Source organism: Steroidobacter denitrificans, from assembly GCF_001579945.1.
GTDB classification, from domain to species: Bacteria; Pseudomonadota; Gammaproteobacteria; order Steroidobacterales; family Steroidobacteraceae; genus Steroidobacter; species Steroidobacter denitrificans.
This window is the reverse complement of sequence record NZ_CP011971.1, coordinates 3,367,022-3,390,558: the sequence shown is the minus strand read 5'-3', so window position 1 is coordinate 3,390,558 and position 23,537 is coordinate 3,367,022. Positions and strand designations below refer to the sequence as shown.

The window sequence follows — 23,537 nt, the reverse complement described above, 5'->3', positions numbered from 1 at the left end:
AACGTGCAGGGAGGTCGTGTGATGGGGTACAGGTTTATCTCCATACCCTTCGATACAATGAGTTATCTGACTTCGAGGGTCCCACATGTGCGGCATCGTCGGCGCAGTCGCTGATCGGAACGTCATCCCCATCTTGATCGAAGGCCTGCGGCGGTTGGAATACCGCGGCTATGATTCGGCCGGCGTCGCCATCCTGAACGGCAGCGGTCAGCTGAGCCGTCAGCGTACCGTGGGCAAAGTCAGGGTGCTGCAGGAAGCCATCGAGGAGACACCGGTCGCCGGACACCTGGGTATCGCCCACACGCGCTGGGCGACTCACGGCGCTCCATCAGAGCGCAACGCACACCCGCATATTTCTCGAGACGGCATCGCCATCGTCCATAACGGCATCATCGAGAATCACGAGGAACTGCGCGAGGAACTGGCGGGGCTGGGCTATGAATTCACTTCGGAGACCGACACCGAGGTCATCGCTCACCGTATCCACCATCACAAGCAGAAGTTGGGAGACCTGTTTCGGGCCGTGCGCGCCACGGTCGCGGAGCTGGAAGGTGCCTATGCGCTCGCCGTCATCAGCGAGGACGAGCCGGACAGCATCATCCTTGCCCGCGCCGGCTGCCCCGTGGTGATCGGAGTCGGCACAGATGGCAACTTCGTGGCGTCCGACGTCGCGGCGCTGTTGCCGGTGACGCGCCGGTTCATTTTTCTGGAGGAGGGGGACGTCGCCGAGGTTCGCCGCCAGAGCATCCGTATTCTGGACCACGAGGGCAACACGGCGCGGCGGCCGGTGTCCGAGAGTGCATTGTCGGCCGACGCCGCGGAGAAAGGCGAGTATTCGCACTATATGCTCAAGGAGATCCATGAACAGCCGCGTGCCGTGGCGCAGACGCTGGATGAGCGAGCAGTGGGCGGAAAGTTGCTGGAGGCGGCATTCGGACCGCTGGCTACCGAGGTGTTCCGGCGTACCGAAGCGGTGCAGATCATCGCCTGTGGCACCAGTTTCCATGCCGGCGTCGTCGCGAAATATTTCGTCGAACAGATCGCGCGGCTGCCTTGCTGGGTCGAGATCGCCAGTGAATATCGCTATCGCAATCCGGTCGTGCCGCGCAATACCTTGTTCGTCACGATTTCTCAATCAGGCGAAACCGCCGATACGCTGGCGGCATTGCGCATGGCCAAGCAGGCGGGATATTTATCCAGCCTGTCGATCTGCAATGTGCCCGAAAGTTCGTTGGTGCGCGAATCCGATCTGGTGCTGTTGACGCGTGCGGGTCCGGAGATCGGCGTTGCCTCCACGAAGGCCTTTACGACCCAGCTGACGGCCCTGGGGATGCTGGTGGTCGCACTGGCGAAATTTCATGGCACCGATGCGGAGCGCGAGCGCGGCCTGGTACAGCGCCTGATCGAAATTCCGGCCTTGATCGAGAAGACGCTGCATCTCGATGGACAGATCAGGGAACTGGCGACGCGCTTTGCGGACAAGCGCCATGCCCTGTTTCTGGGCCGCGGCCAGATGCATCCCATCGCGATGGAGGGCGCGCTGAAGCTCAAGGAAATATCCTACATCCACGCCGAGGCCTATCCTGCCGGCGAACTCAAGCATGGCCCGCTGGCGCTGGTGGATGCCGAGATGCCCGTCATCGTGGTCGCACCCAACAACGACCTGCTCGAAAAGCTCAAATCCAACCTGCAGGAAGTGCGGGCCCGAGGCGGCGAACTTTATGTGTTCGCCGATCCCGATGCCGGCATCAGTTCATCCGAAGGCGTCACGGTGATCACCATGCCGAAGCATGTCAGTCATTTCCAGGCGCCGGCCGTCTACACCATCCCTTTGCAGTTGCTGGCCTATCATTGCGCCATCCTGAAAGGAACGGATGTCGATCAGCCGCGCAACCTCGCCAAGTCGGTGACGGTGGAATAGCGGTTGCGTGTCATCTTTAGGCTGTTGCGCGTCGAAAACAAAGTCCTTACCTGAAAAACAAAGTCGTTCGCAAGAGCGAGTACACCGGGATTGTTGTTTTATAGTAGGCCTCTCGTCGATCATTACGTCCTTTGCGGAAGATGAAGATGCAAAAATTCGACGTCCTGGTGATCGGCAGCGGCCCGGCGGGAGAAGGTGCGGCCATGATGGCTGCCAAGAACCGTCTGAAGGTGGCGCTGATCGAGCGCCATTTCGAAGTAGGCGGCGGCTGTACTCACTGGGGTACGATTCCGAGCAAGGCGCTGCGGCATGCCGTGAAGGTCCTGCACGACCTCAAGCGTAACCCGTTGCTGCGCGAGCAGCATCTCTCCTCCCGTTTGACATATCCGCAACTGCTGGCTTCCGCAGCCAATGTCATTGACTTGCAGGTGGCTAGCCGCCGCCGGTCCTATGACCGCAACCGCGTGCCGATATTCGGCGGCGAGGCGCGTTTGCTCGATGCACATACGCTCCAAGTGCAGCCCGGGGCAGGCAAGCCCTACCGGTTGAGCGCCAAGCACATCGTGATCGCCGCCGGCTCGCGGCCCTATCATCCACCCGACGTGGACTTCACACATCCACGTGTACGCGACAGCGACAGCATCCTGCGCTACGCCGAGCATCCGTTTTCCGTGACGATCTATGGCGCGGGCGTAATCGGTTGCGAGTATGCGTCCATCTTCATCAACCTCGGCGCCAAAGTGACGCTGGTCAATACGCATGACCGCCTGCTGTCGTTCCTGGATGACGAAATCGCCGAGGCGCTGTCGTATCATTTACGTGAACAGGGCTGTGTCATCCGGCACAACGAGGAGTTCGAGGCGGTAGAGGCACGTGAGCATGATGTCTTGCTGCACCTCACCTCCGGCCGCAGGATCAAATCGGATGTGCTGCTTTGGGCGAACGGCCGCACCGGCGCCTCACAGACGCTGCAACTTTCGGCCGTTGGTCTGGAGAGCAACTTGCGGGGGCAGATTCCGGTCAACGGTCACTATCAAACCGCCGTGCCGAATATCTACGCGGTGGGCGACATCGCCGGTCCACCGGCGCTTGCGAGCGCAGCGTATGTACAGGGCTCGCATGCGGTCCAGCACATCCTGGACCCTGCGATAGAGCCGCACTGTCTGGAGATGATTCCGAGCGGCATCTATACGATTCCCGAAATTTCCTCGGTGGGCAAGAGCGAGCGCGAGTTGCAGGAGCTGAAAGCCCCCTATGAGGTGGGTCATTGTGCGTTCAAGAATCTCGCGCGTGCTCAGATGACCGATGAGCGCGTCGGCATGCTCAAGATCATTTTTCACGCCGAGAACCTGCAGGTGCTGGGTGTGCACTGCTTCGGCGATAACGCCTCGGAGATCGTGCATATCGGACAGACCGTGATGGCCTCGTCCGAGCTCAATGACGTACGCTATTTTACTCGCACGACATTCAACTACCCGACCATGGCGGAGGCGTACCGGGTAGCGGCCTATAACGGGTTGAATCGCCTGAGTTGAGCCGGTTGCGACTCGGTTGAATTCAACTCTCGATCATGGATCGTTCGTTCTTGAGCGGCAAGAGCAACCCCGCCATCACCAGCCATACCTCGTCGGCCACTGCGGCGATCTTCTGATGCAACCAACCGGCCTCGTCGCGAAAACGTCTTGCCAGAGTATTGTCAGGCACGATGCCCATGCCGACCTCGTTGGATACCAGCAGCACCGTCGAGTTGCTGGCAGCAAGTGCATCGACCAAAGATCGTCGCGCCTTGCGAATATCGTATTCCGCGAGCATCAAATTGCTCAGCCAAAGCGTGAGACAGTCGACGAGCAAGGTTCGCCGGACGGCGTCGTTCTGAATCAGGGTCTGCGGCAAATCGAGCGGTGCTTCGATGGTGCGCCAGCGCTCGCCGCGCTCAGCCCGGTGCTGGCGGATGCGCCTCGCCATTTCTGCGTCGCCAGCCTGCCCCGTAGCGACGTAAATAAGCTCGTTAGCCGTTGATTCAGCGCGAATTTGCGCCAATCGACTTTTTCCTGAACGCGCCCCTCCCAAATACAGAATCACTCGCCCCGACCGTTGCATCTTGCATCCCCATTAGCCGCTGCACTACACTTTATACCGCGTTAGGTTCCCAGAAACTGGGATCAAAAGGGAACCCGGAAGTGAATTGAAATTCACGAACCGGGGCTGCCCCCGCAACTGTAACCGACGAGTGCTGGCCAAGAATGCCACTGGGTAATACCGGGAAGGCGGCCAGGCATAACGACTCGGAAGCCAGGAAACCTGCCTATCGCAGTCTGTCCTTCGCTGGTCGGGGTGTGCCGAGCGATCGAGGAAAACCTCGCGTGACGACAAGGTGGAGCCGTGTAAGCGGCTCTTGGATTCGTCAACGGTCCGAGGTTTTCCATGCGTACGCTTCAGCGCATCTGCCTGCTGTCTCTTTCCATCACTTCCATCTCTGTGCCCGCATGGGCGGAAGAAGTCATCGTCGTCACTGCGACGCGCTTCGCGCAATCGGCATCCGACGTCGGTCAGTCGATTTCGGTCATCGATGAGCAATCGCTGATAGCGCGCCAGAACGATGCCATCGTAGACGTGTTGCGCACGGTCCCCGGCGTTTCGTTCGTGCGAAATGGCGGCGTTGGAACGAGCACGTCGCTGTTCATTCGTGGCGCGGAGAGCGATCACACCGTCGTACTGATCGATGGCGTGAAGCTCAACGACCCGTCGGCGCCGGGCGGCGGCTTCAACTTCGGCAATATGCTACTCGGCAATGTCACCCGCGTCGAAGCGCTGCGCGGATCACAGTCCATCGTGTGGGGAAGCCAGGCCATTGGCGGCGTGGTGAACCTGACCACTGCCGAACCTACCGAAGTATTCAAGGGCGTGGCCAAGCTTGAATATGGATCGCACGGTACGAGTCAAGCCGGCGTGAATCTTTCTCAGAGGTTCGGTCGCGTTGCAGCCAGTATGGGAGTCAACGGTTACGACACCGATGGTATTTCCGCTTTCAATAAAGCGCGTGGTGGCCGGGAAAAAGACGACTATCGCAACATCAGTGCCAACGCGAAGTTCACTATCGACCTGACCGATGATGCGTGGCTCGATCTGCGTGGATGGTACTCGAAGGCCAAGACCGGTATCGACGGCTTCCCGCCTCCTACCTACGCTTTCGGGGACACACGCGAAGAGGCGCGCACGCGCGAGGCTGTGGGCTATGCCGGTGTCAATTTCGATCTGCTTGCCGGCCGCTTTCATAATCGTGTGGCGTACGCCTATACCGAGACGTCTCGAACCAATGAGGATCCGGACAGCATTCCGATCCAGACTTTCGATGCCGATGGCGAGAACGCACGTTTCGAATACCAGGGCACTTTCGAATTTACCCCAAAACTGGCGTCCGGCTTTGGCCTGGAGAGCGAGACATCCAAGTTCAATAGTTCGAGCTACGGCGGCCCGGTCACGCGCGGGAAAGCGAGAATCGATGGTGCGTACCTGCAGCTTATCGGCAAGCCCATCGATCATTTCACCATCATTGCCGGCGTGCGCCGTGATGATCATGATGAGTTTGGCGGCCGCACCAATGTAGGCGGAAGTCTTGCCTGGTCTCCCAACCAGGGCTCGACCACGCTGCGAGCGAGCTACAACGAAGCCTTCAAAGCGCCCTCGCTCTACCAGTTGCAGAGTGAGTACGGCAACGGGCTGCTGACGCCGGAGACGGCCGAAAGCTGGGATGTCGGCCTCGCACAGCGCTTCTGGCGGGACAAGGGTGAAATCGGCGTCACCTACTTCATCCGCGATACCAAAGATCTCATCAACTTCGTTTCCTGCGCCGCGCCTCTTGCCGGTATTTGTACAAATCGTCCTTTCGGTACTTATGACAACGTCGCCCAGGCGCGCGCCGATGGTTTCGAATTGACGCTGGCTCTAGAACCGGTGAATGGTTTGATGATCCAGACCAATTACAGCCGGATCGATACCGAGAATCGTTCACCCGGAGCGAATTACGGCAACAGGTTGGCCCGCCGCCCCGGCGAAACGGCAAACCTGCTGATCGACTATCGCTGGCCATTCGATCTCGAGACCGGAGTGACATATACCAAGAATGGCCGCAGCTACGACAATGCGACGAATACGCGAATCGTCGACGGTTACAAGCTCGTAGATCTGCGCCTCGCATATCGCGTCGGTGAGAAGATGCTGTTGCAAGCTCGCATCGAGAATTTGCTCGATGAGGAGTACGAGACCGTTTATCTCTACGGTACCTATGGTCGCTCGTATTACGCGGGCGTACGCTTCGATTTCTGATGCCTGTAACGTGGTCGCCACATCCCTAGATGTGTTTCGCGAGCACGGCGGCAGGATCGACGCGGCAAGCGCACTATTTCCGCTCGCCCCGCGGCCATGGATCGATCTGTCCACAGGCATCAGCCCGTGGGCGTATCCGCATGCCGATCTTGCGCATTCGGTATTTGCGCGGTTGCCCGAGGCGGACCACATCGCGGAACTTGAACATGCCGCCGCCACAGCTTTCGGCGTCGAGGACCCCAGCCAGGTCGTGGCGGTTCCGGGAACCGACCTGGCGCTGCGTCTGTTGGAGCCCATTTTCCATGAGCGGAAAGTTGCGGTCGTGAGGCCAGGGTATTCCGGGCATCTGCTGGCTTGGAAACATTCGTCCGTTACCGAAGCAACCTCGGAGTCGCTCGAACAGGCCGCTGGATCGAACGACGTCATCATACTCGCCAATCCCAACAATCCGGACGGGCGGACGATCTGCCCGGATCGGTTGCGCGCCGTTGCCAAACGCCTCGCAGCGCGTGGCGGTATGCTCGTGATCGACGAGGCGTACGCGGATATCGTTCCGGAGAACAGTCTTTGTACGGCTGCGAGCGACGGTATCCTCGTCTTCCGATCCTTCGGTAAATTCTTCGGTCTGGCGGGCTTAAGACTTGGCTTTGTCGTCACGTCGCGCCATGCGATGTCGTTCCGTCAATTGATCGGAGACTGGCCGGTCTGCGGCCCCGCCGTCGACATAGGCATCGCCGCGTACCGCGATAGTCACTGGCAGTCGGCCCAGCGACAACGCCTCCTCCATGCAGGTGCCGATCTCGATGCGCTGCTGCTCGCAACAGGTTTCGAGCTCAAGGGTGGAACCCCTCTTTATCGTCTGGTGCGCTGCGCGGATGCCGATGCATTGTTCCGCCGCCTGGCCATGCGTGGAATTCTGATCAGGCCTCTCAACGAGGACTCGCGACTGGTACGCATTGGCTTGCCTGCGGACGACGATCAATGGACACGCCTGTACGTCGCCCTCCAATGAACGCAGAAGGGCATCGAATCTTGCAGATGCTTGTCGTCGTGTTAGTACTGATAACTGTCACGCCCGTAGTAGCGGCCGGTCCACGTATTGCTTCGATCAATCCCTGCGTGGATGCGATCCTGGTTCGTGTGGCCGATGCCGATCAGATCGTCGGTATCAGCCACTACTCGCAAGATCCGCGATCGACTTCCATATCCATGGATGTCGCAATGCGCTTCCATGCGACATCCGGGACCGCGGAAGAAATCGTCGTTCTTCAGCCGGATATCCTGATGTCCGGTCCACACGCATCTCCTGCGACCCTGCTGGCGCTCGAACGCATGAACATCCGCGTCATGACATATCCGGTGCCGGATAGCGTGAAAAGAAGTATCGAGCAGGTGCAATCCATTGCCGCGGCGGCAGGACACCCAGAGCGTGGCAAGCAGCTCGTAGAGGAGATCGCCAGCGCAGTGGAGCGTGCGCGCTTCGATGAGGGCGCTCCAATCACCGCGCTCATTTGGCAGAGCGGCGGCATGGTGCCGGGTACGGGTACGTTGTCCGACCAGCTGCTTCAACTTGCGGGTTTCAAGAACATGAGTACGGACTACGGCCTCAAGCAGTGGGATGTACTGCCGATCGAGTATCTGCTCAGCAAGCCGCCGCGGCTGGTACTTTCCATCAGCCGGAGCGATGCTGCTGGAGATCGCATGCTTGGCCATCCGGCGATCGATAAATTGCCGAGGGACGCCGTCACCTTTCGCAGCTATCCCTTTCGGCTGCTGAGCTGTGCAGGCCCGACGATCATCGATGCCATCACGCGTCTCGCCGAAATCCGCCGCGAACTGGTGCTGCGATGAGAGCATCATCGCTCAAGGTCAACATCCTGTTTCTGGTGTTGATTGGCGCTGCCGCGGCGTTCTCGGTGGCATCGGGCAAGGTATGGATACCGTGGGATGCCTGGAGTTCCGGCGATCCACGCTGGCTCATCATTGCGGAGCTTCGCTTTCCGCGAACCCTGCTGGCGATGGTGCTTGGTGCGTCACTGGGTGCCGCAGGTGCCGTGATGCAGGGCTATCTGCGCAATCCACTGGCGGATCCGGGATTGTTCGGCATTTCTTCCGGCGCTGCACTCGGCGCAGTCAGCTCGCTTTACTTCGGTTATGCGTCGGCCACGTTTCTTCTTCCGGTATTCGCGCTTGCCGGTGCGGGAATCGCCATGATGTTGCTGGCATTGCTCGCGGGCCGTTCGGGCAGCCTCATCATGTTCGCGCTCGCCGGCATGATCCTCGCCAGTATCGCCGGCTCGGCCACGACGCTCGTGATCAGTCTCGCTCCGACTCCCTATGTAGCATCCGAGATCGTGAACTGGCTGATGGGTACGCTCACCGATCGCAGTTGGGACGACGTACGTATCACTGTGCCGGTGATGGGCTTGGGAATCGCCGTGCTGCTGACCACGGGTCGTTCGCTCGATGCATTGACACTTGGTGAAGCAGCTGCACGCTCCATGGGCATCAACGAGTATATGCTCCAGTGGAAGGTCGTGATCGGCGTGGGATTGTGCGTCGGCGGCTCTGTCGCGGCAGCCGGCATCGTGGGATTCGTCGGACTGATGGTGCCGCATATCGTACGCCCTATCGTGGGTGCACGGCCTTCCGCCGTGATTCTACCGTCGGCGTTAGGCGGCGCGCTGCTGCTACTGATTGCCGACAGCCTGGTGAGGATCTCCCCTACGGTGACTGAGCTTCGCCTCGGCATTGTCATGTCCATGCTCGGTGCACCTTTCTTCCTGGCGATGCTGCTGAGACTCAGGAAGACGCAGACATGACCGCCTCGACTCGGGAAATCCTAGCAGCTTCGAATGTCAGCCTCGCGCTTGGTGGCAATGCCGCGCTGCGCGGTGTGTCAACGCGCTTCGAGACCGGCAAGGTATCGGTGTTACTGGGGCCTAACGGTGCGGGAAAGAGCTCGCTGCTTGCCTGCCTCTCAGGATTGCGCTGTCCGGAATCCGGGTTCGTGACGCTGAACGGGGAGAATGTCCTGACTTTGGCTCGTCGCGATCGGGCACGTCGCATTGGGCTGTTGCCGCAAGCACCGGAGATTCATTGGGACATCGATGTCATGACGCTCGTGTCACTCGGGCGATTGCCACATCGCGGACGAGGGGGCGAGACGAACGAGGATCGCGAGGCGATCGCGCAGGCCATGCTTGCGACCGATGTCGCAAAGCTCTCGACGCGTACCGCCCGGCAGCTCTCAGGTGGAGAACGCGCGCGCGTGCTGCTCGCTCGCGTGCTTGCTGGGAAGCCACAATGGTTGCTGGCGGATGAACCCCTTGCGAATCTGGATCCTGCTCACCAGCTCGATGTGCTCGAGCAGCTATGCCGCATTGCACGTCAGGGCGTAGGCGTCGTGCTGGTACTTCACGACTTGAGCTTCGCCGCACGCATTGCCGACTTTGTCGTACTTCTGCATGAAGGCCAGGTGCTTTCCTCAGGATCGCGTCACCAGGTGCTGCATCCAGAACCCATCCGCGAGGCCTTTGGGATCGACGCGCACTTCGGGATGGTGGGAGATGCCAATCCCTACGTGGTTCCGCTGCGCCGCTATCGAAAATGAGTCTCGACCACGCACAACAGTTGTCTATCGCACTCGCTCTCGAGGCGTGCTTTGGATATCCCGACGCCTTGTATCGCCGCATCCGACATCCGGTGGTGTGGATCGGTCACGTCATCACTGCATTGGAGCAGACGTGGAACACCCGCAATGGAAAGGGCAACTATACAAAAGGCATGTTGCTGCTCGGACTCGTCATGTTGATTGCATTCGGCGCGGCATGGCTGCTCGAACAGCTCGCCGATCGGACATTCATCATTGTCGGGCTATTGGCGGCGACGACCGGTCTGGCCCAACGTAGTCTCTATATTCATGTCGTGGCAGTACTCAATCCGCTTCTTGCCAATGACCTGGAACGAGCTCGCTCCGAAGTTGCCTGCATCGTTGGGCGTGACACGGCAATACTGGATGAGACCGGCATTGCGACGGCAGCGACCGAGAGCCTGGCGGAGAGTCTCTGCGATGGCGTCATTGCGCCCGCGTTCTGGTTTCTGGTAGGTGGGCTTCCCGGGTTATTCATATACAAGGCCGTCAACACCGCCGATAGCCTCATCGGCCATTGCGACCAGCGCTATCGTGCTTTCGGATGGGCTGCTGCACGCACCGATGACGTCATGAATTTCGTTCCAGCAAGAATCGCCGGCCTGTTTCTGTGTCTGGCTCGATTTCGAGGCCTTGGCATCATGTGGCGCGATGCGGGCAAGCACGCCTCGCCGAATGCGGGCTGGACCGAAGCGGCGATGGCGGGCGTCTTGGGCATACAGCTCGGTGGTCCCGTTTCCTACGATGGAGAGCTGGCCTGGCGTGCCACTTTTGGCACTGGGCCGAAGCCCCGTGTAAATGATCTTCGCGATGCGCTGCGAGTGTATGTCACGGCGTGTCTGCTGCTCTGGTTGCTGGTGGGAGTGATCGCATGGCTGCAGTGATGTTCCAGGGTACCGGTTCTGATGTGGGCAAGTCCGTGATTGTCGCCGGTGTTTGCCGCGCACTCGTGAACCGCGGCTTGACGGTACGGCCTTTCAAACCACAGAACATGTCCAACAATGCCGCGGTGGCAGCCGATGGCGGTGAAATCGGCCGTGCCCAGGCATTACAAGCCATCGCGTGCCGCGTGCCTGCGAGTGTTCACATGAACCCCGTTCTCATCAAACCGCAATCGGATATCGGCGCACAACTCGTCATTCGCGGTGTCGTTCGCGGAACCGTCGACGCGGGCTACTTCCGCCAGCACAAGGCCGAACTCCTGGAGATCGTACTGGAATCCTTTGGCAGACTCTCGCGCGAGGCTGATATCGTAGTAGTAGAAGGCGCCGGTAGCCCAGCTGAAAGCAACTTACGCGCTCACGATATCGCCAATATGGGCTTTGCGCGCGCCGCGCGTGTTCCGGTCGTCCTCATCGGCGATATCGATCGCGGTGGTGTCATCGCCGCGCTCGTAGGTACGAGCACGCTGCTCAGCAGACAAGATCGGGCAATGATCAAGGCATTTATTATCAATAAGTTCCGTGGTGATATCAGTCTGTTTGAATCAGGTGTCGCCGAGATCACCCGGCGCACTTCGTGGCCCTCACTCGGTGTGGTTCCATGGCTCGCAGCTGCGCGTACGCTTCCGGCGGAAGATGCCGTCACATTGAACGCTCCTGCTGCAACGCCAGGGGCTTTACGAATCGTCGTACCCTTGCTACCGCATATTGCAAATTTCGATGACTTTGATGCCTTGATGCAGGATTCCGGCGCCTCGTTGCAGCTGATTCCTCCAGGCACCGCACTTCCCGGCGACGCGAAAGTGGTCATTATTCCCGGTACGAAAGCCACCATTGCGGATCTCAAGTTCTTGCGACGCCAGGGCTGGGATATCGATATCGCGGCGCATGTAAGGCGCGGCGGCCACGTCGTCGGCATCTGTGGCGGATTCCAGATGTTGGGAAGCAGCATCACCGACCCGGAAGGTATGGAAGGCCCCGTGGAATCCGTCGATGGATTGGATCTGTTGCCGATGGATACGTACCTTATGAAGACCAAGCAGGTAGGCGAGGTACGCGGAATTCACATCGATAGCGGCGCGGTGTTCGACGGATACGAGATTCATGCAGGTCAAACGCGTTTGGAGCCTGGTCTCACTCCGTGGCTGCGCTTCGATGACGGCAGCGCCGCCGGTGCCATACGCGCCGACGGACTCGTTGCCGGTTGCTATGTTCACGGACTCTACAATCGGGCGGAGTTTCGCGGCGCCTGGCTGGAGTCACTTGGAGTTTCGTCCGACAGAGTCCAGCAACACCAGCGGATAGACGCTGCTTTGGATGAGCTTGCGGCAGTGTTGGAGCGCTCAGTCGATCTGGACAGGTTGTTGGATATCGCACGGTGTTCCGCATGACGACCGAAACCGACATCTGGGCGCACCTGGACGCTCTGGCCAAACCCAAACGCAGCCTCGGAAAGCTCGAGGAGCTTGCGGCACGAATAGCGCGTATTCAGAAGACACTGGAGCCCGTGGTACGGCCGCGCCGCCTGGTACTGTTCGCGGCGGATCATGGCGTGGTTGCGAGCGGGGTGTCGGCGTGGAGCCCGGAAGTGACGGCGCTCATGGTGCGTACGATTGTTGCGGGTCGATCGGCCAGTGCTGCGCTTGCCGGAACGCATCGGTGCGACTTGCGGATCGTGGATGTGGGTGTTTCCACATCGCTCGACGACCTATGTGCCTCGAATTTTACCCAAGCTCGCGTTGCCCACGGTACTCGTGATTTGTCCAAAGAACCCGCGATGACGGCCGATGAATTCGACGCGGCGTGGAATGTGGGTGTGCGTGAAGCCCAGGCAGCCATCGAGAATGGCTACAAGGTTCTCATCGCTGGAGAGATGGGTATCGGTAATACGACGGCTGCGGCCTGTCTCACCAGCTTGCTGGCCGAAGTGTCGGCGGAGCAGGCGACCGGTCGCGGTGCCGGCGCCGATGATGTCATTCTCCGCATCAAGAAGGAGATCGTGGCCGAAGCTTCCGCAAAGGCGCGGAAAATACTGAGACAAGACACGCGGAAGGCGATTGCTTCGGTCGCTGGCTTTGAGATGGCGGCGATGGCAGGATTCTTTGCCGAAAGCGCCCGGCACGACGTGGTGGTGCTGATCGACGGCTATGTGGCCACCGCGGCGGCATTGATCGCCGCCACCCTGCAATCCGACACGGCTGCATGCATGGTCGCCTCGCATCTGTCTTCCGAACCCGGTCACGGTAGTGCACTTGCAGCCTTGGGCCTGAGACCGTTGCTCGATTGGAACATGCGGCTCGGCGAAGGAACCGGGGCTTTGATCGCACTGCCGCTGCTCGACAGTGCGGTTTCGTTGCTTCGCGATGTCGCCTCGCTCGATGGACTGGGCGTGCCGCGTGAAGACTGAGTGTCCGCATTGGGCGTTGCCGCTGCTGGCTGTTCAGTTTCTTACGCGCATACCCATACCTGCCGTGAGTTCCTTGTCGCGCGAGGCGGTTCTCGATGGGCTCAAACGCGCAGTGATCTGGTTTCCGTTCGTAGGATCGCTCATCGGGGCCATCACGGCGCTCACCATCATCCTTGTCGAGCAGTGGTGGCCGCGTCTCGTCGCAGTGCTGATTGCGCTCGTCGTGGAGGCGCGCTTGACCGGTGCGTTTCATGAAGATGCCGTTGCGGATTTCTGCGACGCCGTGGGCGGCGGAAATGATCCGGAGCATGCACGCGAGATCATGAAAGACAGCCGGATCGGCACGTATGGTTCGCTGGCGCTCCTGCTCGGCGTTGGACTGCGTGTCGCGCTCACCTGTCTGCTGCCGGCGGCAACATTACTTGTCGGCGTGGTTGGAGCAGCCACCGTCGGCAGGCTGCTGGCCGTCATGGTGATGGCATCGGTTTCACCGGTCGCCTCTTCCAACACGTTGGCGAAGGACGTTGGCGGCCGAGTGTCCGTACGGTACGCAGCCTGGGCGTTCGCACTCGCATCGCCAGGCTTGCTGCCGCTTGTCTGGGCCGCGCCATTCGCCGTGCTGACCATCGCCGCAGCCAGCATGGTGTTTATCACGTGGTTCAGACGATTGCTTATGATGCATATCGGCGGCAGCACCGGCGATTGCCTTGGATTTGCGACCTATGCAGGTCAGCTCGTGGTTCTCTTTGTCCTGGTGGCTGCGTGAATGGGCGGATACTGTTGGTTCGCCATGCCGAAGTGGCCCTGCGATGGCGCGGACGCTGTTATGGACAGACCGATGTCGGCCTCAGCCGGGATGGCGTCAGACGATCGAAATCGATTGTCGGCGCCGTTCTACGGCAATACGGCGCAGGCAGGATAGCCGCCGTATTTCACTCGGGACTATTGCGCACATCGTATCTGGCCGATCTTATTGCCGGAGCGGCGGGCGTCGTATCTCGTACCGATCCTCGCTGGCGCGAGCGAAACTTCGGGTGCTGGGAAACACGTTCATGGGATTCGATCTGGCGCGCGAGCGGAAGCGCCATGGACCGTATGCTCACCGAGCCGGATAAATTTCGGCCGGGCGGGGGAGAAACGACGGCGCAACTGTTTGCACGCAGCATTCGAGCGTGGCACGCGCTGCCGAAAGACGGCTTCGTCATTGTCGTCACGCATGGAGGACCAATTGCGTGTGTACGTGGTCATCTTGCTAACGCTGAGTTGTCACAACTTGGTAAGTTCATGGTAACGGAAGGGTCCACGGTCGAGTTGCCGCATCCACGGCCTCTGCAGCAGTAGGCGTGGGCATATCGAATCGGGGGTTCCTGAGTCGTCCGATGAAATCCACCCCATCGATCGCGATCGTCTCATGTTTCAGCCGGGCGCTCAGCAGGCGATACAACGATGATTTCGACCGATACGTGTCGGATTTCCAAAGCGATGTTGCCGTTGAGTTGGAATCTGCCCTTCAATCCTGTGCTCGCCGCCGGCAAGTATCGACTTCGTGATCAAACGGATATTGTGCTCGATACGCGGCCGAAACCGCCACGTGTCTGAGCATCCGATCGCGCTTACGACTTTCCCGAGACCTCGTATCCGGCGTGTCGAGGCTCGTAGGCCGAGAGCAACTCCACGACCTCGCGATCCTGGATCTGGGGAAAATATTTGTACCATCTGCCGACGGCGATGTAGGGCTCCGGGGCGCACAAGGCGACGACCAGGTCGGCGCTGCGCTCCAATTCATCGAGTGCCTGACGCGACGCGGTCGGGACCGCGACGATGACTTGTCCCGCTTGCATCTTCCGCGCCGCATCCACTGCCGCTTGCATCGTCGATCCGGTGGCAATGCCGTCATCGACAAGAATCACGGTCTTGCCTTCAATGGCGAGCGGCGGCCTTCCAGCTCGATAGACCTGCTCCCGACGCGCAAGCTCCGCTTTTTCGCGCTCGATGATGGGTTCAAGATCACGTTTCTCGAGCGTGCGCGCGGTGAACGCGTCCGCGTTATAGACGATAATGCCACCCGCTGCGACCGCACCTGCCGCGAACTCGGGATTGAACGGTGCGCCTAGCTTGCGCACCAGAAGTACGTCGAGCGGCGCATCCAGGGTGTCGGCAAGCTCCCGGGCGACGGGCACGCCACCACGGGGCAAGCCTAGTATGATCAGCTCACCCATCGGCGGCCGTTGGCGAAACCACGCACCGAGCTCGCGGCCTGCTTCGCTACGATCGACAAATACATGAGCCGAATCGTCGAAGGATATATTCATTTTTTCAGTATGCGGCTCCAGCTTCGTGCCGCAAATGTGGGGCGTACGTATATGATCTTCGCATTCCGATACCTATGATGAATATCGTGCCGCCGCATTGCGCAGTTCCATTCGCGATGAAAACCCGGTTCCTGCGGCATCCCGGTTCATATCCACACGCTCCTGCTGACGTCGAATTCATAGAAACGCATTTCGCCTGCGTCTTTCTGGCGGGAAGATATGCGTACAAGCTCAAGAAGCCCATCCGGTTTTATGAGATCGACTTCACGACGGTCGAACTGCGGCGTACCTATTGCGAACTCGAGTTCACGCTGAACATGAGACTCGCTGAAGCGGTCTACATCGCGGTGGTGCCGTTGTTGAGCACCGGAAAGACGCTGACCATCGATTCCGCTGCCGGCGGCACGATCGTCGACTGGCTCGTCAAGATGCATCGACTGCCGCGCGAGCGCATGCTCGATGCCCGCGCCGCGGCAGGACCGATCGGCCAGGAAGAGCTGCGCGAGCTCGTCGCAAAGCTCGTTGCATACTATGCGCGTGCTCACCGCGCCGCCTGGGACGGCCCCGAATATCTTCGGCGCCTGGAGTTGGAGACCCGGCAGCGCCGTACCGAGTTGCTCGCCTATGAGTCGTCGCTCGGTGAATGCCCGATCGAACGTATCGTGGCCGGGCAGGTTGAGTTCCTGCAAGTCTTCGCGAAAACGCTGGAGGCTCGTTGCGCGGCGGGGCGGATCGTCGACGCACATGGCGACCTGCGGCCCGAACACATACTGCTCGGTGAGAATCCTCAGATCATCGACTGTCTGGAGTTTTCAGCTGCGTTGCGCCTGCTCGATACGGCAGAGGAGATCATGTTCCTGGCGCTCGAGTGCGAACAACTCGACAGAGCCGATCTGGCACACGAGATCACTGCGCTCTACCGCGAACTCTCCGGCGACTTCGTATCACAAAATCTGCTCGATTTCTATTCGAGCCGTCGTGCCATGGTACGGGCGCTGATCTGCGTCCGGCACCTGGACGAACCTATGGATGAGGATCTACGTCGCCGGTGGATCGAGCGGGGGCACGGGTATCTCGCCAAGGCGCTCGATGCGATCACCCATGCGTTGGCAGTTTCGTAGGAACGAGGTTGTCGTGGGAACACGACAGATGCGCCATACGGCGTACGGCTTCGGCAAACAAGGGTGCCGTTTCGAGTACCGCAAGCTTCGGGGCGAGTGCGGGACAGCGCCGGCAAACATCGCCGATCGTATCCGTGGTCACAATACCGTCGATGTCGGTGCTGCCCAGGGCTTCGGCTGCGCCGAAGCCGAATATCCCGTGCGTAACGGCGGCGTACACCTCGGCTGCGCCGCGTTCCCGGCACATCCGCGCGGCCCGCGCAAGTGTCGTGCCGGTGCTCGCAAGATCGTCGACGATGATCACCGCGGCGGCGCATACATCCCCGGCGAATGCGGAACCGGTTACGTGGCCTTCGCTGCGCTGTTTCTCCATGAATGCAAGCTCCACTGCACGCCCTGCCGAGTCCGCGAAAAGCTCCGCGAAAGCTTTGGCGCGTTTGACACCGCCCGCGTCGGGTGCGAGCACGACGATACGTCGGCCTATCTCGATACGGTGATGAAAGTGCCGGACTATGAGCGGCGCGGCCTCGAGATGCTCCTTGCGGCAGCGGAACGCGTTCTCGAATGCCGCGATGTTGTGAACATCCATCGTAACGATCGCATCCAGTCCGACGGCTTCGAACAGCGCCGCCAGGTAACGTGTGGTCACCGGATCGCGCGGCTTTGTACGCCGGTCTTTGCGCGCATATGCGAGATACGGAACGACCACTGTTACGTCGGCCGCGGCCGCATCCTTGAGCGCACCGATGAAGAACAGCAACCGACACAACTTGTCGTTCGTGCTCTGCGTGGCATCGCCGTGGAGCGTCTGGCAAACGAATACCCGCTCGTTGCGGACGCTTTCGAGCGTTCGCACCTTGAACTCGCCGTCCTCGAATTCGCGCTCTTCGTGCGCTGTGAGTTCGATACCGACGGTCGCGGCGATGGCTGCGCCAAACTCGCGGCTCGTATTCAAAGCGAAGATTTTCATGTCCGAATCACTGGAGAGCGCCAATGACACAACGTTCGCCGGACTGGCACAACAGCGCTCTCATGTGCGACTTGTACCAGTTCACGATGCTGCAGGCGTATTTCGACCGCGGCATGAACGACACGGCCATATTCGAATTCTTTGTGCGCAGATTGCCTCCGCAGCGTAACTTCCTGATCGCCGCGGGTCTCGATCAGGCCATCGACTATCTCACGGGCCTGCGATTCTCGACGGCGGATCTCGACACCTTGCGATCCACGGAACTGTTCGGGGAAGCGTTCCTCGATTCGCTCCAGGGGATGCATTTCACCGGCGACGTCGACGCCGTGCCCGAAGGCACGGCGATTTTCGGCAACGAGCCGCTGCTGCGCGTCACTGCGCCTCTTGCGGAGGCGCAGTTCGTCGAGAGCCGTTTGATCAACATCCTGCATTATCAAACGCTGATCGCTTCCAAGGCTGCTCGCTGTGTGCTCGCGGCACCGGGCAAACAGCTCGTGGATTTCGGCATGCGCCGCTCGCACGGCGCCGAAGCAGCCATCTTGGCCGCGCGCGCCAGCTACCTTGCCGGATTCACCGGCACGGCGACCGTACTCGCAAAACGGCTCTTCGGCATACCGGTCTTCGGTACGATGGCGCATTCGTTCATCGAAGCCCATGATTCCGAGCTTGCGGCATTCGAAAACTTCGCGCGCTGCCATCGCGGGGCGATCGTGCTGCTCATCGATACCTACGATACTGAAACCGGGGCCGAACGCGTGGTGAGTCTCACCCGTGGCCTTGCCGCTGCCGGCATAGATATCCATTCGGTGCGCCTGGATAGCGGCGATCTGGGCCAGCTTGCGCACCGCGTGCGGCGAATTCTCGACGAGGGGGGACAGACACGGATCGGAATTTTTGCAAGTGGCGGTATCGATGAACTCGAAGTGCAAAGACTGCTTGGAGAAGGCGCTCCGATCGACGGTTTCGGTATCGGCACGAGCCTCGACGTCTCGAGCGATGCACCCGCGCTCGATTGCGCGTACAAGCTTCAGGAATACGCCGGCATTGCGCGGCGCAAGCGGTCCAGTGGCAAGTTGACCTGGCCCGGCGCCAAGCAGGTCTTTCGCCACTACGACCGCCGCGGGAAACTCACGCGCGATGTGCTTACGCTCGTGGACGACCCTCAGCCGGGAGAGGCGCTGCTCGAGCCCGTCATGCGCGCCGGCCGGCGCGTCGCGCCGTCGCCCACGCTCCATGCGATACGCATGCGCGTGGAGCACGAACTGCGTCGCCTGCCGGAGGATCTGCGCTCGCTGACGCGGCACGCTGCCTATCCCGTCGAAATTGCGCCGGCGCTCGAGACTCTCGCGCGCGAGGTCGATCGTCGCATCGACCTGCAGGCATAGCAGCGTATCCAATCGCAGGCTCCAGCAACCATTCTTAACACCGGCGGATCGTCGGACGGGCCGTCCGAGCCGCTCTCGGATGACGTTAACGCCCGCGGGCCAATCGCGCTGTCCGTACTTCTACCGGTGAGCCTCGGGCATACTTGTCGCGGAAAGACGATACGAGGAGACGCATCGTGAACGATAGAGCGCGAACAGCGTTGCTGCTGATCGATATTCAGTATGATTTCCTGCCTGGGGGCGCGCTCGCCGTGACCGGCGGCGAAGCGATCCTGGCGCCGATCCGCGAGTTGCTTGAATCGTGTTTGTTCGACTGTGTCGTGGCGACGCAGGACTGGCATCCCGCCGGGCATGTATCGTTCGCGAGCAGCCACGCCGGCCGCACGCCCTTCGAGGTGATGCTGCTTCATGGCCGCGAGCAGGTGCTCTGGCCGGACCACTGCATAGCCGGCACGCGCGGCGCCGCGCTACATGACTCGCTGCCGCTCGAGCATGTCGATGCGATCATCCGCAAGGGCACAGATCCCAAGGTCGACTCCTACAGCGGTTTCCGCAACAACTGGGACGAGAACGGCGAGCGGCCCGCGACGGGGCTCGCGGGCTATCTTCGTGAGCGTGGCATCAAGCGGGCGTACGTCTGCGGGCTCGCGCGCGACTTCTGCGTGCGCTGGAGTGCCGAGGATGCTGCCGATCTGGGTTTCGAGGTGGCCGTGATCTGGGATCTCACGCGCTCGGTGAACCCGGCCGGCGATGACGTTTTACGCGCCGCACTCGATGACAAAAATGTGCAGGTCATCGACTCCAAGCATTTGGCGAGCACACGCCAGGGAATGGTTCTTTAGCGCCATGGCGCTTGCTCTAGTAGCGGCGCACATGAAACGGATACAAGAGCTCGGTGTTGAACCTGTCGTGCGTGGCGTCACGCGAAGAATGATCCGGCGGAGCGCCTCTAGTTCGAAAGCTGCGGGATTCATACCAGGTCGAGGGTATGCAATTTCGATGTATTGCGACGCCTCATCGGCTGCATACGTCGCCGCCGCACGGGCTGGCGGACCGCGCGTTCCGCTGTCGTCAGGGCGGCATCGACCGCCGCCTGCACGGTATCGTGACGCTCCTCCGCCATGACGCTCGGCAGGCCGCTCAGCACCACCTTGATGCGGCAGCGCTTGTCGATGCCCCCGCGAGGCCCATTGATGTCCTCGACGCGCACGCTGACGCGCTCGATCGACGTGGCGAACTTGCCGAGCTTGCGTCCGAGTTTGCGCCGGATGTAGTCCCTGTCGCTGGGCTCGAGCTGCGTCCCTGCGGCACGGATGTGGACTGGAACTTCCGCTGATGCCGTACGCCCTGCGAGCTGCTTGGCCCGTCGTGGCACGCGTGCAGCCATGGGAGCACGCGTCGGAGCATCGGTCTTGGAGCGTCGCGCGGGAGGATCGCCGCCGCCGCTGTCCCGGGCGGAGCCGCGTTTGGATTTTGCGGAGCGCTTTATCTGTTTGGCGATGCTCCGTCCGCGCTTGGCGGTACCAACCTGCTTGGCTGGGGACTTTCGCCGCGTCGCTACAGGCGCCAGCCGCATGGATCGCCGTTTCGCCTGGACGGCAGGACGGGTGGATCCACGTCCGAGTTCCTCCAGTACATCCGTCGCGGTCACGATGCCGACGATACGTCCATCCTCCAGCACCGGCAGCGAGCCGATGAGCCGGCTGCGCATGAGGTTCGCCGCCTGGCGCAGCGTGGTCCTCGGGGATGCGCTGGCTGTTTCCTCTACCATCAGCTCTTCCACCTTGCGACCTCTGCGTACCGCGCTACCCTTACGGCCTCCAAGGTCCCGCTCGGAGATTACGCCCACGAGATGCCCCTCTTCCATGACAAGCAGATGGCGTATGCGCTTGCGCTCCATCAAGGTCCAGGCCTGATTTGCTGTTGCTTCCGGACCGATGGTCACGACCTCGGTATTCATGATTTCCTGTAAGCGCATGACGGCAGCACCTCTGATGAGTTGTTACTCGGTGGAATCGGTCGGCATGGCGAAACGCGACTTGCGCGTTCCAGCCGAGTTGGGGACGAAAGACTATAATACCCCAGCGTTCGGATTCGTTCCCCGGTAGAGACTCAGTCCGAATGTCCTGGGCGGTAGCCGTATGTTGCCCAGGCCGGCGCCTGTTCGCAAATCAATAGCGGTATACCCCGGTAGCGCGTAGCGTGGATATGCTGGCTTTGTGCTCGAAGCTCGCGTGTCGAACCGCGATGTAGTGCAGCGTCATGCCGACGATGAGGTGGTGATTCCTGCTATCAAGGGGATTGAGCGCCGGCATCCGCAGCCAGCGCCACCGACCATACGCTGTCAGTATGGCCCATGCATGCGCGTCGGCGAGCATGTTGCGCGATCAGCAGGAATACCGGCGCCGCTATCAATGCGGTCAGGTCGATTGCCGTGGTGCCGGGATGGTTCCAGGCGCCGCCGATGCCCCAGACGCCTGCCAGACTGCTCAGCGGAATGAGCAGGGTTGCCAGCGCACACAGCCACAGTAGTTCGCGGGCACTGCGTGCTGCACCGCGTCGCAATGCCCAGCCGACCGAGGCGAAGAATACAGCGTAGTAGATTGTGTCGTGCCAGAACGCCAGGTCCTCTACCTGCGCCGGTAACCACTTTGCCGCGGCAATCGTGGTTGAGATTCCGGCGATGCTGCCGAATGCGATACCGACGGTCAGCTCGGCCAGAACTCGCGCTGAGCGCTCCTGCACTACTGGTACCGAGCCGCGCTGTTTTTTGCGTCGCGATTCCATCCACAGCAGATTGCCGGTATAGAACAGTGCTGCGCCGGCCAGTCCCATCAACAGATACAACCAGCGCACTGCGTTGCCGCCGTAGCTGCCGAAATGCAGCGCAAAAAAGGCGTTGACCGCCTCGTTCCAGCCGTCCATATGACCGGGCAGATCGTGGGTATCGATCCTGCCGGTGTACGGGTCGACGTGGGTTCGCATGTAGGTGCGTCCGCGTGCGCCACGGCGTATATCCAATCCAATGATGCCTGTTTCGAGCAGGCCATCGCGGTTCTTCTGGAAGTCGAATCTGTATACCTCGAATCCAGATAATTGCGTGTTGGCGCGGGCCAGCAATTCGCTGGCTGATAGCGGTGTGATACCGGTCGGGGGCGGTTCATGCTCGCCCCAATCGATCTGCCCGCCGTACAGCGCTTTCGCCTGAGTCGCATAAAACGGTGTATGGAAGGCAAATACCACGCTGGTCAGAGCGATCATCAAATGGAACGGCAGGCTGAAGATGCCCAATGCATTATGCGTATCCAGCCACGTGCGCTTGAGATTCTTGCCGATGCGCAGCGCGAACACATCCTCAGCCAGCGTCGGCAGCAGCACGATCAATCCCGACAACAACGCTACGGCATAGGCCAGCGCTACCGCGCCCATGATGATGCGGGCGATGTCGTCGGGCAGCGGCAGACCGACGAACTGGTGCATACGATCGACCCGTTGTGCGACCTCGGCTTTGCGCAGCTTTTCGACCTGCAGGCTGCCGTCGGACGAGAAGCTGGCGCCATACTCGATCAGCTGACGCGGGCGCTCGCCGCGCTTGGCCCAGGTCACCCGTGCCGGCTGGTCCGGCGTGGGCGCGACGACGATGGAATAACGATTGGCCGCTTCCGGATATGCTGCGAGCACGGCCGCCAGCAGCCTTTCGGCATCTTTCAGCGGCGGTGCCTTTGCGAGTGCCGAGGGCGGCGTTGCCCAGCGCTCCAGCGGCTTTTCGAACAGGGTGATCGCGCCGGCATAGAACGCGATGAAGAGCAGCAGTCCGCAGATGATGCCGATCCAGATGTGCACGTCCTTGTAGACTTTGATGACATCGCTGCCGATCTTCATGTCAGCTTCATCCCAGCCATGATTTTACCGTCCACAGCAGGCTGAACGCTGCTACGTTCGCCAGTCCCAGCCACAGCCAGGCGCGCAGGCTGTCGCGGAACAGGTAGACGAAGCCCAGCACGCAGGCCCACAGCGGCGCGATCATCCACATGTTGAACTGGATCTTGCCGCTGCCGCCGCCGAATCCTGCGGGCGTCAGCCCGGCGATCACGCCGCTCAGCGCCACCGACAAGGTGTAGCCGAGCACCACGCCGGCGCTGGTCTTGCCGAACCAATGGCGGCTGTCCAGCTTCCGTCGAGTCGTTCCGTTCATCCGCTTTTTCCTGCGCGCGCACGCCATGCGCCCAGAAACGGCGCGACCGATCCACCGAACATTAGCAACACGCACCATGCGAATGCCGCTTCCTTTGGTGCCAGCAGTCGAGTCATCACGATCAGTGACAGCAGCGCGCAGAGGCAGCCCGGCCACCAGCGTTGGCGAGCCGGCCATGGCCCGGCCGCGCGCCATTGTTGTTGCGGGGAGGCCAGATAGAACAGCGCCGCGGCACCAGTACCGGACAGCATTGCCAGCAAGGACAGCCATGCGGTCATCGAGAACCGTCCTTCCGCCATCGCTCGAT

General features: G+C 60.8%; 22 protein-coding genes and 1 riboswitch. Of the genes, 15 read left to right on the top strand and 7 right to left on the bottom strand.

Annotated features, from left to right (window positions below; all coding sequences use genetic code 11):
• Window positions 1-85 precede the first annotated feature (85 nt).
• Window positions 86-1,921 (top strand): glutamine--fructose-6-phosphate transaminase (isomerizing), encoded by a 1,836-nt coding sequence (glmS, locus tag ACG33_RS15180; protein WP_066922471.1) that lies wholly within the window; start codon window positions 86-88, stop codon window positions 1,919-1,921.
• Window positions 1,922-2,061: 140 nt separating this feature from the next.
• Window positions 2,062-3,456 carry a Si-specific NAD(P)(+) transhydrogenase gene (gene sthA / locus ACG33_RS15175; protein WP_066922469.1) on the top strand — a complete coding sequence of 465 codons (1,395 nt, stop codon included), beginning with the start codon at window positions 2,062-2,064 and terminating at the stop codon, window positions 3,454-3,456.
• A 22-nt stretch (window positions 3,457-3,478) separates the two neighbouring features.
• On the opposite strand, the gene cobU is transcribed toward sthA, so the two are convergent.
• Entirely contained in the window at window positions 3,479-4,021 is a 543-nt protein-coding gene (cobU, locus tag ACG33_RS15170) for a bifunctional adenosylcobinamide kinase/adenosylcobinamide-phosphate guanylyltransferase (RefSeq protein ID WP_066922467.1), read from the bottom strand.
• A gap of 26 nt (window positions 4,022-4,047) precedes the next feature.
• Window positions 4,048-4,244, top strand: a riboswitch (cobalamin riboswitch).
• Between the two features lie 101 nt (window positions 4,245-4,345).
• Here cobU and ACG33_RS15165 point away from each other — a divergent pair.
• Genes ACG33_RS15165 through ACG33_RS15120 form a run of 10 tightly spaced genes read left to right on the top strand, consistent with a single transcriptional unit; the run spans window position 4,346 to window position 14,588 of the window.
• A complete protein-coding gene (locus tag ACG33_RS15165; RefSeq protein WP_066922465.1) occupies window positions 4,346-6,247 on the top strand; it encodes a TonB-dependent receptor plug domain-containing protein in 1,902 nt (633 codons plus the stop codon).
• A gap of 10 nt (window positions 6,248-6,257) precedes the next feature.
• Window positions 6,258-7,259 (top strand): threonine-phosphate decarboxylase CobD, encoded by a 1,002-nt coding sequence (gene cobD, locus ACG33_RS15160; RefSeq protein ID WP_066922463.1) that lies wholly within the window; start codon window positions 6,258-6,260, stop codon window positions 7,257-7,259.
• A gap of 38 nt (window positions 7,260-7,297) precedes the next feature.
• The gene (locus ACG33_RS15155) at window positions 7,298-8,098 is read left to right on the top strand and encodes an ABC transporter substrate-binding protein (RefSeq protein WP_210399112.1); all 801 of its coding nucleotides are present in this window, start codon (window positions 7,298-7,300) and stop codon (window positions 8,096-8,098) included.
• Window positions 8,095-9,069, top strand: a complete 975-nt coding sequence (locus tag ACG33_RS15150) for a FecCD family ABC transporter permease (protein WP_066922461.1) — start codon at window positions 8,095-8,097, stop codon at window positions 9,067-9,069. Before ACG33_RS15155 ends, ACG33_RS15150 begins: the two co-directional genes overlap by 4 nt.
• The gene (locus tag ACG33_RS15145; protein ID WP_066922459.1) at window positions 9,066-9,860 is read left to right on the top strand and encodes an ABC transporter ATP-binding protein; all 795 of its coding nucleotides are present in this window, start codon (window positions 9,066-9,068) and stop codon (window positions 9,858-9,860) included. Before ACG33_RS15150 ends, ACG33_RS15145 begins: the two co-directional genes overlap by 4 nt.
• Window positions 9,857-10,783 carry an adenosylcobinamide-phosphate synthase CbiB gene (cbiB, locus tag ACG33_RS15140; protein ID WP_066922457.1) on the top strand — a complete coding sequence of 309 codons (927 nt, stop codon included), beginning with the start codon at window positions 9,857-9,859 and terminating at the stop codon, window positions 10,781-10,783. The genes ACG33_RS15145 and cbiB overlap by 4 nt, the downstream gene beginning before the upstream one ends.
• Window positions 10,771-12,231, top strand: coding sequence for a cobyric acid synthase (locus tag ACG33_RS15135; RefSeq protein ID WP_066922455.1), 1,461 nt, complete (start codon window positions 10,771-10,773; stop codon window positions 12,229-12,231). Before cbiB ends, ACG33_RS15135 begins: the two co-directional genes overlap by 13 nt.
• On the top strand, window positions 12,228-13,247 hold the full coding sequence (cobT, locus tag ACG33_RS15130; protein WP_066922453.1) for a nicotinate-nucleotide--dimethylbenzimidazole phosphoribosyltransferase: 1,020 nt from the start codon (window positions 12,228-12,230) through the stop codon (window positions 13,245-13,247). Before ACG33_RS15135 ends, cobT begins: the two co-directional genes overlap by 4 nt.
• A complete protein-coding gene (locus tag ACG33_RS15125) occupies window positions 13,237-14,013 on the top strand; it encodes an adenosylcobinamide-GDP ribazoletransferase (RefSeq protein ID WP_210399111.1) in 777 nt (258 codons plus the stop codon). Before cobT ends, ACG33_RS15125 begins: the two co-directional genes overlap by 11 nt.
• Window positions 13,902-14,588 (top strand): histidine phosphatase family protein, encoded by a 687-nt coding sequence (locus ACG33_RS15120; protein ID WP_083537063.1) that lies wholly within the window; start codon window positions 13,902-13,904, stop codon window positions 14,586-14,588. The genes ACG33_RS15125 and ACG33_RS15120 overlap by 112 nt, the downstream gene beginning before the upstream one ends.
• 272 nt (window positions 14,589-14,860) lie before the next feature.
• On the opposite strand, the gene ACG33_RS15115 is transcribed toward ACG33_RS15120, so the two are convergent.
• Window positions 14,861-15,559: a phosphoribosyltransferase gene (locus ACG33_RS15115; RefSeq protein ID WP_066922447.1), complete on the bottom strand. Its 699-nt coding sequence runs from the start codon at window positions 15,557-15,559 to the stop codon at window positions 14,861-14,863.
• A 116-nt stretch (window positions 15,560-15,675) separates the two neighbouring features.
• Here ACG33_RS15115 and ACG33_RS15110 point away from each other — a divergent pair, with 116 nt between their 5' ends.
• Window positions 15,676-16,680, top strand: coding sequence for a phosphotransferase (locus tag ACG33_RS15110; RefSeq protein WP_157071821.1), 1,005 nt, complete (start codon window positions 15,676-15,678; stop codon window positions 16,678-16,680).
• On the opposite strand, the gene ACG33_RS15105 is transcribed toward ACG33_RS15110, so the two are convergent.
• On the bottom strand, window positions 16,655-17,650 hold the full coding sequence (locus tag ACG33_RS15105) for a ribose-phosphate diphosphokinase (protein WP_066922443.1): 996 nt from the start codon (window positions 17,648-17,650) through the stop codon (window positions 16,655-16,657). The genes ACG33_RS15110 and ACG33_RS15105 overlap by 26 nt on opposite strands.
• A 23-nt stretch (window positions 17,651-17,673) precedes the next feature.
• Between ACG33_RS15105 and ACG33_RS15100 the strand changes: the two genes are divergently transcribed.
• Both ACG33_RS15100 and pncA read left to right on the top strand, forming a co-directional pair.
• Window positions 17,674-19,035, top strand: coding sequence for a nicotinate phosphoribosyltransferase (locus ACG33_RS15100; RefSeq protein ID WP_066922441.1), 1,362 nt, complete (start codon window positions 17,674-17,676; stop codon window positions 19,033-19,035).
• Window positions 19,036-19,235: 200 nt separating this feature from the next.
• Window positions 19,236-19,877 carry a bifunctional nicotinamidase/pyrazinamidase gene (gene pncA / locus ACG33_RS15095; RefSeq protein ID WP_210399110.1) on the top strand — a complete coding sequence of 214 codons (642 nt, stop codon included), beginning with the start codon at window positions 19,236-19,238 and terminating at the stop codon, window positions 19,875-19,877.
• A 128-nt stretch (window positions 19,878-20,005) separates the two neighbouring features.
• Here the strand turns inward: pncA and ACG33_RS15090 are convergent, their stop codons facing one another.
• The 4 genes from ACG33_RS15090 to ACG33_RS15075 form a co-directional block, all read right to left on the bottom strand.
• The gene (locus tag ACG33_RS15090) at window positions 20,006-21,013 is read right to left on the bottom strand and encodes a CBS domain-containing protein (RefSeq protein ID WP_066922439.1); all 1,008 of its coding nucleotides are present in this window, start codon (window positions 21,011-21,013) and stop codon (window positions 20,006-20,008) included.
• 314 nt (window positions 21,014-21,327) lie between these two features.
• Window positions 21,328-22,917: a PepSY-associated TM helix domain-containing protein gene (locus tag ACG33_RS15085; RefSeq protein ID WP_066922437.1), complete on the bottom strand. Its 1,590-nt coding sequence runs from the start codon at window positions 22,915-22,917 to the stop codon at window positions 21,328-21,330.
• Between the two features lie 7 nt (window positions 22,918-22,924).
• Entirely contained in the window at window positions 22,925-23,230 is a 306-nt protein-coding gene (locus ACG33_RS15080; protein WP_066922435.1) for a hypothetical protein, read from the bottom strand.
• Window positions 23,227-23,508, bottom strand: coding sequence for a hypothetical protein (locus tag ACG33_RS15075; RefSeq protein WP_066922433.1), 282 nt, complete (start codon window positions 23,506-23,508; stop codon window positions 23,227-23,229). Before ACG33_RS15075 ends, ACG33_RS15080 begins: the two co-directional genes overlap by 4 nt.
• Window positions 23,509-23,537: the final 29 nt, after the last annotated feature.

Bases quoted from the DNA above. Each gene is read 5' to 3' on its own strand.
- glmS (WP_066922471.1), top strand. From the start codon at position 86: ATGTGCGGCATCGTCGGCGCAGTCGCTGATCGGAACGTCATCCCCATC.
- sthA (WP_066922469.1), top strand. From the start codon at position 2,062: ATGAAGATGCAAAAATTCGACGTCCTGGTGATCGGCAGCGGCCCGGCG.
- cobU (WP_066922467.1), bottom strand. From the start codon at position 4,021: ATGCAACGGTCGGGGCGAGTGATTCTGTATTTGGGAGGGGCGCGTTCA.
- ACG33_RS15165 (WP_066922465.1), top strand. From the start codon at position 4,346: ATGCGTACGCTTCAGCGCATCTGCCTGCTGTCTCTTTCCATCACTTCC.
- ACG33_RS15150 (WP_066922461.1), top strand. From the start codon at position 8,095: ATGAGAGCATCATCGCTCAAGGTCAACATCCTGTTTCTGGTGTTGATT.
- ACG33_RS15145 (WP_066922459.1), top strand. From the start codon at position 9,066: ATGACCGCCTCGACTCGGGAAATCCTAGCAGCTTCGAATGTCAGCCTC.
- cbiB (WP_066922457.1), top strand. From the start codon at position 9,857: ATGAGTCTCGACCACGCACAACAGTTGTCTATCGCACTCGCTCTCGAG.
- ACG33_RS15135 (WP_066922455.1), top strand. From the start codon at position 10,771: ATGGCTGCAGTGATGTTCCAGGGTACCGGTTCTGATGTGGGCAAGTCC.
- cobT (WP_066922453.1), top strand. From the start codon at position 12,228: ATGACGACCGAAACCGACATCTGGGCGCACCTGGACGCTCTGGCCAAA.
- ACG33_RS15115 (WP_066922447.1), bottom strand. From the start codon at position 15,559: ATGAATATATCCTTCGACGATTCGGCTCATGTATTTGTCGATCGTAGC.
- ACG33_RS15110 (WP_157071821.1), top strand. From the start codon at position 15,676: ATGAAAACCCGGTTCCTGCGGCATCCCGGTTCATATCCACACGCTCCT.
- ACG33_RS15105 (WP_066922443.1), bottom strand. From the start codon at position 17,650: ATGAAAATCTTCGCTTTGAATACGAGCCGCGAGTTTGGCGCAGCCATC.
- ACG33_RS15100 (WP_066922441.1), top strand. From the start codon at position 17,674: ATGACACAACGTTCGCCGGACTGGCACAACAGCGCTCTCATGTGCGAC.
- ACG33_RS15090 (WP_066922439.1), bottom strand. From the start codon at position 21,013: ATGCGCTTACAGGAAATCATGAATACCGAGGTCGTGACCATCGGTCCG.
- ACG33_RS15085 (WP_066922437.1), bottom strand. From the start codon at position 22,917: ATGAAGATCGGCAGCGATGTCATCAAAGTCTACAAGGACGTGCACATC.
- ACG33_RS15080 (WP_066922435.1), bottom strand. From the start codon at position 23,230: ATGAACGGAACGACTCGACGGAAGCTGGACAGCCGCCATTGGTTCGGC.
- ACG33_RS15075 (WP_066922433.1), bottom strand. From the start codon at position 23,508: ATGACCGCATGGCTGTCCTTGCTGGCAATGCTGTCCGGTACTGGTGCC.